Here is a 13222-nt window from a genome sequence, read left to right as displayed (position 1 = left end):
CCAAAAGAAACTGCCCCCTGTACCCCTTTCAGGGGCGGGGACAGTAGGGCAAGTTCAGTAGGCTCAGGCTGGCAGATCAAATTCAATGTCGCGGGCGTCGCTCCATAGCCCCTCAAGGTCGTAATACTCGCGGGCTTCTTTGGTCATGATATGCACGGTGATCGCCCCGAAGGACAGCAGCAGCCAGCGTTCGCTGGGGCCTTCTACACTGGGCGCGGGCAGGCCGATCTCTTCAGCGCGGTCACGGATGGCCTGTTGCACGGCATTCAGCTGCAACCCGGCGGTGGCGGTGCAGATGATAAAATAATCCAGCGACGTGCTGACATCGGTCAGATCCAGCACCCGCACATCTTCGGCGCGGCGCTCTAGGGCGGCTTCGACAAGGGCTTGCAGCTGGTGTAGATCCTGGGATTTGGTTTTGGTCATAGGGTTCCTCTTTTGGAGTATGAAGACATGGAAATGGACGGCTGGGAGTGGCCTGACCATATCAGTTGCTCAGTGTCATTGTGCTCAGCGACCACTTTTGAAATTGCTTACTTCACCTGCCTGCTCCGCTGAGCGGCCAAGCGGGTCTTAAGGCGTCACTCCTTCGTCCAGCTGCAGATATAGCCGGGTCTCCAGCTCGTTTAGTCCCAGGACACGGCCATCGTTCATGCGCCGCAGCGGAACCAGAGCGGCCAGTTCCTCGGGGGCATCGGTGCCCAGCCAGATGGCGACCTCGCCACCTTTCAGCCCGAAGCGCTGCCCTTGCAAACGGGGCAGGCCCAGCAGCTGCGCCAGTGCGCCGGCTGGGGCAGGAGCGGTCTGGGTCAGCACCTGAGAACTCATGGGGCTGGGGGCATGCAGTTCCAGGCGGATGTTCTGGTAGCCGACCCGTTCCAGACTGCGGGCCAGGGCCGGCCCCAGCAGCGCCCCGGAGCCGTCACGAATAACAATCGGCAGCTCAGCGGGACGGGTGGGATCTGCCGCAGTGGTGTCTTCCCCCAGCTCATCGCTGTTCAGGTCGTCGGTTGCAGGATAGCCTTCGCTTTCCCAGCCAGTCGCTGGCCCGTCGGCTTCGGCCAGGGCCTGCTCACGGGCTTCTTCGGTTTGCTGGCGTTCCGCTTCGCGGCGCACACCGTCCAGCATGGGATTGCTCCACACTTCGCTGAGTGCCAGGTGGTCGGCGGCCAGGTTGAAGCTGCCCTCAATATCCTGGGTGGGCAATGTGGAAAAGGCCAGATCCAGTTGCGAGAGGTAAGGCAGCAGCGCGGCCAGACGGTCCGGGTCCAGATTGGTTTCGATGTTCTGCCCGAACCCGCCCAAGAGCGTCGGTACAGCGCGCAGACCCTGCGGTGAGCGAACTTTGCTCAGCAATTGTGTGGAGGCCTGCTTCTGGTGATCAATGCGGCCCCAGTCGTCGCCTACGCCCTTGCGAACCCGCAGGTACAGCGCCGCAGTGCGCCCGTCCAGATGCTGTTCACCGGGCGGCAGGTCCAAATTGATTCCGGCGGCGTTGTCCACCCACTGAATGCCCTCCGGAGGCACGGTGACGGTCAGGCCGCCCAGCGCGTCAATCAACTCGGCCACGTAGTCCTCGTTCAACACCACGTACGCATTCACGGCGCTGCCGGTAATGCGCTCCACACCGCGCACCAATGCCTGTGGGCCGCCCTGCCAGTACTGGCTGTTGATCTTCTGACTGGCGGCAGGCTGCTCGGGGTCATAGTCACCCACATTGGTGTCGCGGGGAATGTTCAGCACGTCTACCTTGGGGCCGCTGACCCGCACCAGCATCAGGGTGTCGGTGTTGATCTCCTGATACAGTCCCTCGCGCTGGGTCTGGTCCTCGCAGCGCAGATGGTAGCCGCAGTAGGCCACGTCACGCCCTGCCAGTAAAAAGGTGAATTCAGGCCGCTGCTGGGCCTCGTCAGTTGCGCTGCCACTGCCACTGAGGGTCAGCAGGGCGGCGCCACCCCCACACAGCGCCCCCAGAGTCAGCCCGCTGATCTGCAAGCTGCGCAGCCAGGAGCGTCGGCGCTCAGTTGGCGTACGGGGAGCGTCTGCGGGGACGGGAGCACGTGTTGGTGTGCTTGGCTTCTGCTGGCGGTTCCATTTCATGTCTGGGAATCACCCACCGCCCGGCGGCAGCCCTGCAGGTGCTCGTACAGCTCTAGCGTGCGCGGATGAACCTCGGTACCGCGCCCACTGAGATACTGCACCTTGGATTCGATCGCCAGGCTTAGCGCCGCATTCAGATCTTTGAAGGCCAATTCGCGGATGTGAGCGTTGACCCCCCGGCCCGGTTCGGAGACATCCGCGATGTAGACGCAGGCTGCCAGAAGCTGCCCAGGACGCGGCCCGGTGACGTGATCTTCCACAGCTTCCAGCACCTGACCGTCCGCAAAGCCCAGGTTTTCCAGCAGGTTCCGGGCGGCCCGGCCATGCACCGCCAGCGGCCAGCGGCGGTCCAGGTCGCACTCGGGTGGTGCCAGTGCCAGCAGCGCCGTGTCTCCCAGGTCGCGGGCCAGGTCATGCAGGATGCCTGCGGCGTAAGCCCGGCGAGTATCCAGTCCGGCGGCATAGGCGATCTGGGCGGCCAGCAAGGCCACCCGCTCCACATGTTCCCAGCGTTCCTGGGTCACACGTGAGCGCACTTCCTGGGTCCAGTGCGGCCACTTGGTCGTCATCCAGGTCGGCGTGCCGGTGTGGGCCGAGCAGGCGGGAGGCAGCGGCAGCTCACTCAGGTCGCAGCACAAAGGCGCTGGCCGCTGGGTTCCGGGATGCGTGATCAGCAAGGACAGTTCAGACATCAGGAGTGCAGTCCGGCAGAGGGAAAACGGCCAGCCTGCTGAGGCGGCCTGCGGCACGGACTGAGCTGATGTCCACAAAGAGACACTGAGGGGGCGCGGGCAACCCCCAGTTTCCGAATGACCTCTAGCCGCAACATGGCTTTCACTATAGGGGCAGGTTCCGGGTGTGTTCTGTGGTCTAGATCGTTTGCCGGTGTCCAGCTTCAGGGCGTGTCCAGCGAGGCGTCGGCTTCTGAAGCTGTTGCGGCTGGAACGGCTTCAATCCTGACTGTGGCCGTCACGCGGTCCAGGGCCTCGACTCCGGCCGGGGTGAGCAGCTGCACTTCGGTCTGGTATTCACCAGCGCGGTAGTCAATTACGCCAACCACGCGGCGAAGTTCCTCCAGCGCTGCTGTCGGGCCGACCAGGCGTACTTCGGCGGGTGACAGCTCGGCAGATACCACTCGCAGCCCTGCGGGGGGCGGAGCCAGTTCGACCCCCACGCGCTGGGCCGGCAATTCACCGCTGTCTACCCGGCTCAGCTGTACGGTGGCGGGCTGCAAGTTCAGGCCCTCCACCGGCTTACCTTCAGCGTCCAGCGCCAGCAAGCTGACAGTCTGTTCTTCGCCCGGTGCCAGCGTCACTGGGGGGTGAATGATCTGCTCAACAGTATTTACCACCCGACTGGGGCCACTGACCGTCACTTGCGCGGGGCTGGCCTGGTAGTTGGGCATGACTGCGCTGCCAGGTGCATAGACCGTGACGGTCACCGGTAACTCCAGGGTCTGGACCGTATCGATCAGGCCCTGCACGCGGTCCGGCGTACTGCTGACCAGCTGGGTGTCACCAGGAGGCAAGACCGTAATCGGCTCGTTGAAGCTGCCTTCGGGAAGGTCGGTGATGTCGATCATGGCCTCGATCCGGTCCCCGGTCAATTCACGCAGGCGGCCTGGGCGCCCACTCAGCGTCACCTTGATGGTCCCCGGCGTCAGACCGCTGTGGGCCCGCGTTTCGCCCTCGGCGGGGGTCGTGTCATCGCGCACGCTGATCGGCACGTCGTAGCTCTGCTCGATGATGGCGCGGCGGTCTTCGGAAGCGTAGAACCACAGGAGTCCAGCGGCCAAAAAGGCCAGCAACTTGGCCCCCAGATCCTGGGTCAGCCGCCCGGCGCTGAACTGATCGGCCAGCCAGCGGCGCACGGCCTCGGCACTTTGGCTCAGCGAGTTGGGGTCCTGGCCCCGCAGCGGCCCGCTCATACCTGCTCCTGACGGTCTGGACCGCGCAGCCCTTCGGGGCGGCCACCTGTCGGCGGCGGCGCGGCCAGTGGATCGGTGGAGGGGACAGCCTGAGTAGCAGGCTCTGAGATGACGGGTTCAGTACCGTCCGGTTCGGAGATCACCGGATCGGCCAGTTCGGCTCCAAAGTGGCTGAGCGACTGCACCTCGCGGTCATAGACCAGCACGCGCAGTTGCTCACGCAACTCGGTGGTGTTGAGGTCCGGTCCCAGACGCCCGGCCAGCGCGATTCGCATAGAGCCGCGTTCCTCGCTGACCACCAGCACCACCGCGTCGGTCACTTCCGAGAGGCCAATGGCAGCGCGGTGGCGGGTGCCGTAGCGGCGGTAGGTGCCGTCGCTGGCCTGCAGTGGGAAGAGGCAGCCAGCCGCCACCACCCGGCTGCCCCGGATCACCACGCCGCCGTCGTGCAGCGGGGCATTGCGGGCAAACAGGGCTTCCAGAAACGGCACGCTGACTCGGGCGTCCAGTTCTACGCCACTGGCGGCCACCTCACCCAGCGGTGTAGAGCGTTCGATGGCGATCAGTGCGCCGATTTTGCGTTCGGCCAGGCGCTCGACTGCCCGTGAGATGTCTTGCAGCGCTGCGCCGCCACCGTCGTCTTCACGCAGCCGGGGTCGCCCGATCCGCTCCAACGCGGCCCGCAATTCGGGCTGAAAAAGTACCACCAGCGCAAAGATCCCGATGGTGCCGACCTGTCCCAGCAGACTGCTCAGGGCCACCATGTTCAGCAGTCGGGCCACGAACCACACCACCACGAAAACGGCGATGCCGCGCACCAGGTTCACGGCGCGGGTGCCTGCCACCAAGCGGTAGCCTTGATACAGCACAAACGCCACCAATGCGATATCTACCAGGTCCAAGAAGGTAAGTGGCAGCGGTGCGAAGTCGGGCAGGTTCAAGGGAACGCGGGTCCTTTCGGTCTGACGGATGTGGGCAGGTCGCCGGGGCAGAGGCGGTGCAGTGCGGTGAGTTAGGTCCAGCATACGCAAAGAGCATGAACAGGTGTGAAGACCGGACGTCTTTTGGGAGAGTCTCGCCAGACATGGCGCTGATCTGCCAGGCAGGCTGGCCAGGGTACAGTAGGGCCATGACAGACCTGATTCCGGTGATCAGCGGCCTCTCCAAAAAGACCGACAGCAAGATCGTCATGGTGGTGCTGGACGGCGTGGGCGGCCTTCCTATGACGCCCGGCGGCCCCACTGAACTGGAAGCGGCGCAGACGCCCAATCTGGACGCCCTGGCTGCCCACAGCCAGCTGGGTCTGCTGGAACTGGTCGGCCCCGGCCTGACCCCTGGTTCCGGCCCTGGACACCTGAGCCTCTTTGGGTATGACCCACTGATTTATACGGTAGGGCGCGGCGCACTGAGCGCCGTGGGCATCGGGGTCAAGCTGAATGCGGGTGACGTGGCCGTGCGGGGGAACTTCGCTACGCTGGGCGAAGCACGCACGGTGCTGGACCGCCGGGCGGGCCGTCCCAGCACCGAGAAGAACGTGCAGATCGTGGAATTGTTGCAGGCCGCCATTCCTGAAATTGACAACACTCCGGTGGAGATCTACACCGAGTCCGAGCACCGCTTCGTGGTGGTCTTCCGGGCTGGGACCGAGCCGCTAGGAGCCAACATCAGCGACGTGGACCCGCAGGTGACCGGCGTGCCGCCGCGCGACGCCCAGGCGAATGATGAGGCCAGTCAGAAAACCGCCAACCTGGTCAATGCCTTTGTGCAGCGCGCCGAAGCCGCCCTGAGCGCCGAGCCCCAGGTGAACGGGGTGCTGTTCCGGGGCTACAGCGACGTGCCACATTTTCCGCAGTTCTCGGATGTCTACAAGCTGAGTGCGGCTTGTATCGCGGGCTATCCGATGTACAAAGGGTTGGCCAGTCTGGTCGGCATGAGCGTGCTGGACGTGGACAGCGTGGAAGACGCCCCCGAAGGCAAGCTGGACGCCCTGCGCCAGAGCTGGAACGATTACGACTTTTTCTTCTTCCACGTCAAAAAGACCGACAGCACTGGCGAGGACGGCAACTTTGACGCCAAGGTAAAGAAGATTGAGGCTTTCGATGCCATCCTGCCCGAAATCCTGGCCCTGAATCCGGATGTACTGTGTATCGTGGGGGATCACTCTACGCCGTCGAAGCTCGCCAGCCACTCCTGGCATCCGGTCCCAGTGCTGATTCATGGGGGGCATGGCCGCAGCGACCTGGCTGCGCGCTTTACCGAAACCGAAGGTCAACGCGGCAGTCTGGGCCTACGCCCCGGGACCGCACTGATGCCGCTCCTGATGGCCAATGCGCTGAAGCTGGAAAAGTACGGCGCCTAAGCGCTGCTGGTTGGCAGAATGCTCTATCAAGGCGCTAGAGCGTTGATACTCACTCTGTTCGCGGGAGCAAGTCTTTTCCCACGATCTGCCCTTCCTCGTCCAGCTCTGGGTACGCCGCGCCCTGCTCGTCGTACTTCTCGGCCAGGTCGGGGTAAGCCCAGCGGAAGGCGGTGCGCTTCAGCTCGGCGTCGCTCAGCTGTGGAGCCGCGTACATGCCGGCTTCCAGGCGCTGGCGCTGGGCCTCGAGCAGGATGGTGGCGGCGGCCACCGACACGTTCAGGCTCTGCACCATACCCATCATGGGAATGATGATATTGGCGTCGGCAGCCTCGGCGGCCGCGTCGCTCACGCCGAATTTCTCGGCGCCCAGCAGCACACAAGTGGGGCGGGTGTAGTCGGGCTCGCGGTAGTCCACGCTGCGCTGCGAGAGGTGGGTGGCCAGCACCTGCACGCCCTGGCCCTGGAGCTCGCGGATGGCGTCCAGAGCGCTGGGATGTTCCTGCACCGTGACCCACTTATGGGCACTGCCCGAGCTGGCCTCGAACATGCGCGAGCGAAATGATCCCAGGCTGAGGGTTTGGGGTGGCACGGCGTGGGCGGTCATGGCCCCTACCGCGTCGCAGGTGCGCAGAATGGCGCTGAGGTTATGGGGCTTATTGACCTCGTCCATCAGGACGCTGAGGGTGGGCTGGCGCAGGCGTAGCACCCGCAGGATTTTGGCGTAGCGTTCGGGCGTCATCGCGCTCCAGCATACGGGGCCGTTGCCCTTTAGTCCTGCCGGGGCGGTACTTGCTCAGCTGACTTGACTGGACGGCGGCGGTTCACCTGCTGCCACAGCGCGGCGATCAGCCCCAGCCCCAGCAGCAACGGCCACGCCGAGGCGGCGGCCAGCACAAAGGCTTCCAGGGAACGCCAGCCGGTTCGCAGGCTGGCGGCCAGGCGCTCGCCAGAAGGCGGCGTGTGGGCGGCGGCCTGCGCGGCGGGGTCGGGGCGGCGCTCCTCGCGGGTCAGCGCTGGCTGGTCAAAAGTCAGGCGCACCAGGCTGTAGTCCACCCGGTCTTGCAGTTCGCGGCCCTGCAAGTCGGCGTAGGCCGCCTCGCGCTGGGCCAGCGCCTCCCGCTCAATGGCGCCGAGGTTCCCGGCCTGCACCGCCGCGCCCTGCGGGTCCAGCACCTGTTCACTGATTTTTCCGGCCTTCAGGGCGCCGATCTCCTGCTCCAGCCTGGCCCTTTCCAGGTCGAAGGTCACATCCTGAGCGGTCACGGTGCGGCTGCGTAGATGCCCGATTTCAGTCTGTACCTGCGCCAGAAACTCGGTGAGCCGCGCCCGGGGCACGCGCCCCTTCACCTCGGCGCGGCGGGTGTAGCTGATGACACTGAGCCGCTGACCGTCCGCCAGCGGGTACTGGGCCTGCCCCTCGTCGTGGCTGTTGACAATGCTGCTGGTCACGAAGCCCCCGGCGCGGCGGGCCAGCCCTTCGATCGTATCGGCGGCCTGCACCACGTCCGCGACCTCAAAATCGGCGCTCGCCTCGACCAACAAAGAGCGCTCGCCGCTGCTCTGCCGGGTGATCTGGCTGCCCAGGGTCGGTGTGGTAGGGGCCGGAGTGGTCGTGGACACTGCTGGGGCCGGAACGCTGGTGGCATCGGTGGTCGCGGCTTCGCTGGTGGCATCGGCCATATCGGCGCTGGCCGTCTCGGTGGTGGTCACTGTGGACGAATCATTGCCGGACTGCGGCCCGCAGGCCGCCAGCAGGGCCGTGAGGAGCAGTGCGGCCCTGCGTTGGGGAAGGAGGGTTACTGGCATGTTTTTCTCCAAAAGGAACAGGACGGCGCTTCTAAGAATGAAAAGCTCCGATGATCTATCAAAACCACGCTGGCTGCTGAGATGGCCACAGTTTAAGGGGATGGGTTAAAGCAATGAGAAAGCCCCAGCCCGGCTGTGATGAGCTGGAGCTGGCAAATAGGACTGTTTACTCGTCCGGCAGTCGGCGCACCGGCAGATGCACCCAACCTTGCCGCGAAATCACCCGCAGGGCCAGCACTGTGACCACACCGACCAATTGCCCACCCAGCACGCCCAGGTGGGGCACGGCCAGATAAACTGCCGCCGCGCCCAGTGCTGCAGCGGTGGCGTAGAGCTGATCGCGGCGGTACATCACTTCGGGTACTTCGTTGGCAATCAGGTCGCGGACGATCCCGCCGCCCACACCGCTCAGCATCCCCGCAAAGGTCACACCCAGCGGACCCAGGCCCAGGGCCAACGCCCCCAGCGCCCCGGAAGACGCGAATACGGCCAGCCCAAAGGAATCAAAAAAATTGATGGTGCGCTCGAAGCGGGCCAGCCGCTCCCCAAAGGCGAAGGCCAGCAAACTGCCAATCAGGGCGATCCAGACATACAACTCGTCGCGCAGGAAAATGGGCGGCGTCTGCCCGATCAGGGTATCGCGGATGGCCCCGCCGCCCACGGCTGTTACCGAACCCAACACCATCACCCCGAACAGGTCAAAGCGCTTGCGGACTGCCAGCAGCGCCCCCGACATCGCAAAGGCCAGCGTACCCAGCAGATCAAACAGCCGGATGCCAGATTGCAGCTGCTGCACCGGAAGTTCAGCCAGGGCGGTCAGGTCGGTCATGGCCCGCGGTCAGTCGAGAATCAGGTCTTCGGGCAAATCGGCGTTGGTAAACACGTTTTGCACGTCATCCAGTTCTTCCAGGGCGTCCACGATCCGCAGCAGCTTGGCCGCGTCCTCGGCGTTCACGGCGACCGTGTTGCTGGGAATCCGGCTCAGCGAAGCATTCTCGGTGGTAAAGCCCGCCGAGGCCAGACCGTCTTGCACCGCGTACAACTCGGTCGGGTCAGTCGTGATTTCTAGGCCATCGTCGGAGATCTGGATGTCCTCAGCGCCGTGTTCAATGGCCGCTTCCTGCGCCTGCTCGGAGGCGTCGGGCAGCAGGATCACGCCTTTTTTCTCGAACTGCCAGGCCACGCTGCCGCTGTTGCCCAGGGACCCGCCGCGCTTATTGAACACGGCGCGCACATCGGCCACCGTGCGGTTCACGTTGTCGGTCAGCGCCTCAATGAAAATGGCCGTGCCGCCGGGGCCGTAGCCTTCGTAGGTCACTTCCTTGAAGTCCTGCCCGGAGTCGCTGCCGCCTGCGGCCCGCTTGATGGCGTTATTGATGTTGTCCACCGGCACCGTGTCGGTCTTGGCTGCGGCGATGGCATTTTTCAGGGCCAGGTTGCCGCTGGGATCTTCGCTGCCGCCCGAGCGGACCGCTGCCGTAATGGCCCGTAGGTGCTTAGAGATGATGGCGCTGCGCTTCTTGTCGTTGGCACCTTTTTTCCGTTTGATCTGAGACCATTTGTTATGACCAGCCACTCTTGTTTCTCCTCTCCGCGTTGTCGTGCGGGCATTTGCCAGTGATCGGCACTCAATACAGCGCACCAGGCAAGTCAGAGCGGCCCGGTGCGGGACGGGGCCTATTGTAACGCGGCCTGCGGCGCTCGGGATATCTGCTGAATTCCTAGCCGCTAGGGGAGAGAAGCTCAAAAAGAACAGGAATCCGAGCTAGAGGATTCCCGTTCTTGGCGTAGCGTTGAGTCAGGCTGGGACTTAGTCGCCCCGGTCCAGGCCAGTCGCAGCATCGGCGTCTGCAGGTTCGTCCTCTTCCTGCTCGGCACGGATGCTCAGGCGAGCGCGCTCCTCAGTGGGGCTGAGCGTGTTACGTTCTGCACGGTCAGGGCCGGTATTGACACCGCTGATCAGCAGCTCGCCGTCATTCTCCGCCCCAGACTGTTCGCGGCCATGCTGGATTGGTTGGCCGACCTGAGGGGTGTACTCGCCGGGCAGGCCCCCTTGCTCGGTGGGAAGTTCGGCCGCTTCACGGTCAGCCGGGCTGCGCTTGGAGTCGGTCATGTGCAGCATCATAGCGCCGCTGCCTTACCTAAAGTGCCAGGGTCTCTGCGGCTTGCCTGTTCAGCGCAGGGCGTCCCAAAGGGCTTCAGCAAAGGCTTCCTCATCGTCCAGCCAGGGGTAGTGCCCGGCGTCCAGCACGGTCAGTTCGGCGCCGCCCAGGTCAACGAGCCAGTCGGTCTGCTCCGGGTAGCTGGTACGGTCATGCACCCCAGCAATCACGGAGACCGGGCGGCGAATCTCTTCCAGAAAGGCCGGGTATTCAAACTCCCACATGCCCTGATAGACCAGCGCTTCACCGACTTCGGCGCGGCTGGGCAGAGCCTGCTCGGCGTCGATGAATTCTAGCTGCATCCGGCTCTGGGGGCTAACGAACTGCAGGGTATTCAGCAAGTCGCGGGCATTGAGTAGCTCAAAGGCGGCCTGAATACGTGCACTGCCCACTGCCGGATAGGCCCCCTCGGGGGTCTGTTCACGCACGTCGTCGGCAGGGTCTTGCAGCTCCTGTCCCTTGAGGGCACTGGCTTCGGCCAGCAGCGTGAGCGCCAGCCCTGGAAAGTGCAGCCAGGGATTCACCGCGACCACCCGCTTGGTGTGCTGCGGGAAGCGCCGGGCGTATTCCAGCGCCACCAGCGCCCCGAAGCCGTGCCCCAGCGGGATGATCTGTTCGATGTCCAGATGCTCCCGCAAAGCCTCCAGATCATCCACCAGCAGGTTCAGGTCCAGTTCATCGCCCTGCTCGGTGTCTTCTAACGGGGCGCTGCGCCCGCTGCCACGCTGGTCCAGCAGCAGCGACCCACCACTCCATTCCTTCAGCTTGTCGCCAAACAGCTCCCGGAACGACGCACTCTGGTAGCCGTAGCCCTCATGCAAAAAGACCAGGGGCAGCTGCGTCCCTTCACCCGGCTGCCACTCGTAGTACAGTTCAGCACCGTTGAGGACAGCGGTCTGGCCCTGGGCTTCATCTTCCCAGAAGCTGGGTTCCTGCGGCCGGTCGTCAGTCATTGGGGCAGTCTAAAGCAGAAGGCCGGGCTGCTCCTATGGACTGCGGCGGACGTGATCTGCGGTGCATCACAGGTCAGAACTGCCTCCAAAACCTGACGGTTTACGCACATTAAGAACCAGTAAAGTATTAAGGACGGTTAAACGCCGTATGGCTTACACTTCAGCAGAGCAAGTTAGACTTATTTCACATTTTCGTGAACGGGTGCGGTAAATCCTCTGGGCATCGCGGCAGCATCGGCCTCCAGGCCACTTGGCGTGACCTTCGGGTTTAGGAACCTCATCTGGCGAAGGAGCGCACGACATGGAGCAGCGAATTTTAGTAATTGAGGACAACCCGGACATCAGCCGGGTGGTTCAGTACGAACTGGAGCAGGCGGGCTTTGAAGCCCTGACGGCCTCGGACGGCATCAGTGGACTTACCATGGCCCGCGAGGAGCACCCTGATCTGGTGGTGCTGGATCTGGGCCTTCCTGACCTGGACGGTGCCGAGGTGACCCGCCGTCTACGCAAAAGCAGCTCCATGCCGATCATCATCCTCACGGCGATGGACGCCCTGGACCGCAAAGTGGCCTTGCTGGAAGCGGGGGCAGATGATTACATGACCAAGCCCTTTTACCCAGAGGAGCTGGTGGCCCGCATCAAGGTGCAGCTGCGTCATCAGCAGCATGGCGACGTGATTACGGTGGGCGAGCTGGAAATTCATCCCCAAAAGCGCCTGTGCTACTTCAAGGGTCAGGAAGTCCGGCTCTCTCCGCGTGAATTTGACCTGCTGACCTTTCTGGCGCGGCAGCCGGGCCGGGTGTATTCCCGCGCCGAGATCGAGCGCGAGGTCTGGAGTGGCGACCTGCCCAGCAACTCCAACGTGGTGGACGTCCACATGGCCAACATGCGTTCCAAGCTGCGTGACCTGGATGGCTACGGCCTGATCCGCACCGTGCGTGGCATCGGCTACGCCCTCAAGACTCCCTGAGCTGCCCGTGAACCGCACCCTGACGGCCCTGCCCAGCTTTCAGGTCGGGCACTGGACCGACTCGGTGGGCCGCACCGGCTGCACCGTGATTCTTTGCCCACCGCAGGGAGCGGTGGCATCCGCCAGCTTTCTGGGCTCCAGCCCCGGCACGCGTGAAGGCGTCTTACTGTCCCCTGAAAAAGCCGTGGAGCGGGTCCACGCCTTGCTGCTGACCGGGGGCAGTGCTTTTGGCCTGGCAGCTGCCGACGGGGTGATGCAGGAGCTTTCTGCGCGTGGCATAGGGGTAGAAACCCCCTTTGCGCGGGTGCCGATTGTCCCGGCGGCAGTGATTTATGACCTGGGCAGTGGGGATCCACAGGCCCGACCAGATGCCGAGTCTGGAAGGCAGGCGCTCTTGGCCGCCAGCGCTGATCCGGTGCCTTGCGGGGCAGTCGGTGCCGGGACCGGGGCCACCATCAGCAAATGGCGTGGACCAGCCGGGACCCACCCTGGCGGTCTGGGCAGTGTTTACCTCGAAGATGGCGGCGTAGGGGTGGCAGTGCTGGCCGTAGTGAACCCAGTAGGCGACGTGCTGGATGAATCTGGGCAACCTATGGGTCAGGCAGCAGGTGCTGAACCGGTCGGCGGCATGCCGGGCAGCGCGGTGCAGAACACCACCCTGCTGGCGGTGGCCACCGAGCATACGCTGACCAAGGCCGAATGTCGGCGGCTGGCCGACGCTGCTTGCGCTGCACTGGCCCGTGTCATTGCCCCTAGCCATACCGGATGGGATGGTGACAGTGCTTTTGCGCTGAGCAGCGCAGCCCTGCCGCCCGCCGACCCGCTACGCCTGAGCGATCTGACCCAGCAGGGGGTGTGTGCGGCGGTGCGCCAGGCGGTGCAGGCTTCGCAGAACACCCCCAGCGCAGACTGACGGCAGCCTGATCATCTCTGAAGACTTCCTCA

14 protein-coding genes are annotated in these 13222 nt (G+C 64.2%); 3 read left to right on the top strand and 11 right to left on the bottom strand.

The features are described from left to right. Positions 1 to 63: 63 nt before the first annotated feature. From rsfS to cdaA, 5 genes are all read right to left on the bottom strand, one after another. Positions 64 to 426, bottom strand: a complete 363-nt coding sequence (gene rsfS, locus LMT64_RS08650; RefSeq protein ID WP_126351040.1) for a ribosome silencing factor — start codon at positions 424 to 426, stop codon at positions 64 to 66. A gap of 147 nt (positions 427 to 573) precedes the next feature. Continuing rightward, positions 574 to 2100, bottom strand: coding sequence for an LCP family glycopolymer transferase (locus tag LMT64_RS08645; RefSeq protein ID WP_229253164.1), 1527 nt, complete (start codon positions 2098 to 2100; stop codon positions 574 to 576). Then, positions 2097 to 2792 (bottom strand): bis(5'-nucleosyl)-tetraphosphatase (symmetrical) YqeK, encoded by a 696-nt coding sequence (gene yqeK, locus LMT64_RS08640; RefSeq protein WP_407647837.1) that lies wholly within the window; start codon positions 2790 to 2792, stop codon positions 2097 to 2099. The genes LMT64_RS08645 and yqeK overlap by 4 nt, the downstream gene beginning before the upstream one ends. Positions 2793 to 2995: 203 nt before the next feature. Beyond that, positions 2996 to 4027, bottom strand: a complete 1032-nt coding sequence (locus tag LMT64_RS08635; RefSeq protein ID WP_126351042.1) for a CdaR family protein — start codon at positions 4025 to 4027, stop codon at positions 2996 to 2998. Next, entirely contained in the window at positions 4024 to 5052 is a 1029-nt protein-coding gene (gene cdaA / locus LMT64_RS08630; RefSeq protein ID WP_229253163.1) for a diadenylate cyclase CdaA, read from the bottom strand. The genes LMT64_RS08635 and cdaA overlap by 4 nt, the downstream gene beginning before the upstream one ends. A gap of 104 nt (positions 5053 to 5156) precedes the next feature. On the opposite strand from cdaA, the gene LMT64_RS08625 reads away from it, so the two are divergent. After that, positions 5157 to 6386 (top strand): 2,3-bisphosphoglycerate-independent phosphoglycerate mutase, encoded by a 1230-nt coding sequence (locus LMT64_RS08625; protein ID WP_126351043.1) that lies wholly within the window; start codon positions 5157 to 5159, stop codon positions 6384 to 6386. Positions 6387 to 6435: 49 nt separating this feature from the next. Here the strand turns inward: LMT64_RS08625 and trmH are convergent, their stop codons facing one another. From trmH to LMT64_RS08595, 6 genes are all read right to left on the bottom strand, one after another. Then, complete coding sequence (trmH, locus tag LMT64_RS08620) at positions 6436 to 7125, bottom strand: tRNA (guanosine(18)-2'-O)-methyltransferase TrmH (protein ID WP_126351044.1); 690 nt, start codon at positions 7123 to 7125, stop codon at positions 6436 to 6438. A 29-nt stretch (positions 7126 to 7154) separates the two neighbouring features. Further along, entirely contained in the window at positions 7155 to 8192 is a 1038-nt protein-coding gene (locus LMT64_RS08615) for a DUF4349 domain-containing protein (RefSeq protein WP_126351045.1), read from the bottom strand. A gap of 166 nt (positions 8193 to 8358) precedes the next feature. Further along, on the bottom strand, positions 8359 to 9021 hold the full coding sequence (locus LMT64_RS08610) for a trimeric intracellular cation channel family protein (protein WP_126351046.1): 663 nt from the start codon (positions 9019 to 9021) through the stop codon (positions 8359 to 8361). Between the two features lie 9 nt (positions 9022 to 9030). Continuing rightward, the gene (locus LMT64_RS08605; protein WP_126351047.1) at positions 9031 to 9768 is read right to left on the bottom strand and encodes a YebC/PmpR family DNA-binding transcriptional regulator; all 738 of its coding nucleotides are present in this window, start codon (positions 9766 to 9768) and stop codon (positions 9031 to 9033) included. A gap of 234 nt (positions 9769 to 10002) precedes the next feature. Further along, the gene (locus LMT64_RS08600; protein ID WP_126351048.1) at positions 10003 to 10305 is read right to left on the bottom strand and encodes a hypothetical protein; all 303 of its coding nucleotides are present in this window, start codon (positions 10303 to 10305) and stop codon (positions 10003 to 10005) included. Between the two features lie 60 nt (positions 10306 to 10365). Continuing rightward, positions 10366 to 11307: an alpha/beta fold hydrolase gene (locus LMT64_RS08595; protein WP_229253162.1), complete on the bottom strand. Its 942-nt coding sequence runs from the start codon at positions 11305 to 11307 to the stop codon at positions 10366 to 10368. 301 nt (positions 11308 to 11608) lie between these two features. Between LMT64_RS08595 and LMT64_RS08590 the strand changes: the two genes are divergently transcribed. Further along, entirely contained in the window at positions 11609 to 12277 is a 669-nt protein-coding gene (locus tag LMT64_RS08590; RefSeq protein ID WP_126351050.1) for a response regulator transcription factor, read from the top strand. A 1-nt stretch (position 12278) separates the two neighbouring features. Then, positions 12279 to 13190, top strand: a complete 912-nt coding sequence (locus LMT64_RS08585; protein WP_407647848.1) for a P1 family peptidase — start codon at positions 12279 to 12281, stop codon at positions 13188 to 13190. The last annotated feature ends 32 nt before the right edge of the window (positions 13191 to 13222 follow it).

The organism is Deinococcus radiophilus, assembly GCF_020889625.1.
GTDB lineage: Bacteria > Deinococcota > Deinococci > Deinococcales > Deinococcaceae > Deinococcus > Deinococcus radiophilus.
This window is presented reverse-complemented; position numbering and strand designations above follow the sequence as displayed.

Bases quoted from the DNA above. Each gene is read 5' to 3' on its own strand.
- rsfS (WP_126351040.1), bottom strand. From the start codon at position 426: ATGACCAAAACCAAATCCCAGGATCTACACCAGCTGCAAGCCCTTGTC.
- LMT64_RS08645 (WP_229253164.1), bottom strand. From the start codon at position 2,100: ATGAAATGGAACCGCCAGCAGAAGCCAAGCACACCAACACGTGCTCCC.
- yqeK (WP_407647837.1), bottom strand. From the start codon at position 2,792: ATGTCTGAACTGTCCTTGCTGATCACGCATCCCGGAACCCAGCGGCCA.
- LMT64_RS08635 (WP_126351042.1), bottom strand. From the start codon at position 4,027: ATGAGCGGGCCGCTGCGGGGCCAGGACCCCAACTCGCTGAGCCAAAGT.
- cdaA (WP_229253163.1), bottom strand. From the start codon at position 5,052: ATGCTGGACCTAACTCACCGCACTGCACCGCCTCTGCCCCGGCGACCT.
- LMT64_RS08625 (WP_126351043.1), top strand. From the start codon at position 5,157: ATGACAGACCTGATTCCGGTGATCAGCGGCCTCTCCAAAAAGACCGAC.
- trmH (WP_126351044.1), bottom strand. From the start codon at position 7,125: ATGACGCCCGAACGCTACGCCAAAATCCTGCGGGTGCTACGCCTGCGC.
- LMT64_RS08615 (WP_126351045.1), bottom strand. From the start codon at position 8,192: ATGCCAGTAACCCTCCTTCCCCAACGCAGGGCCGCACTGCTCCTCACG.
- LMT64_RS08610 (WP_126351046.1), bottom strand. From the start codon at position 9,021: ATGACCGACCTGACCGCCCTGGCTGAACTTCCGGTGCAGCAGCTGCAA.
- LMT64_RS08600 (WP_126351048.1), bottom strand. From the start codon at position 10,305: ATGACCGACTCCAAGCGCAGCCCGGCTGACCGTGAAGCGGCCGAACTT.
- LMT64_RS08595 (WP_229253162.1), bottom strand. From the start codon at position 11,307: ATGACTGACGACCGGCCGCAGGAACCCAGCTTCTGGGAAGATGAAGCC.
- LMT64_RS08590 (WP_126351050.1), top strand. From the start codon at position 11,609: ATGGAGCAGCGAATTTTAGTAATTGAGGACAACCCGGACATCAGCCGG.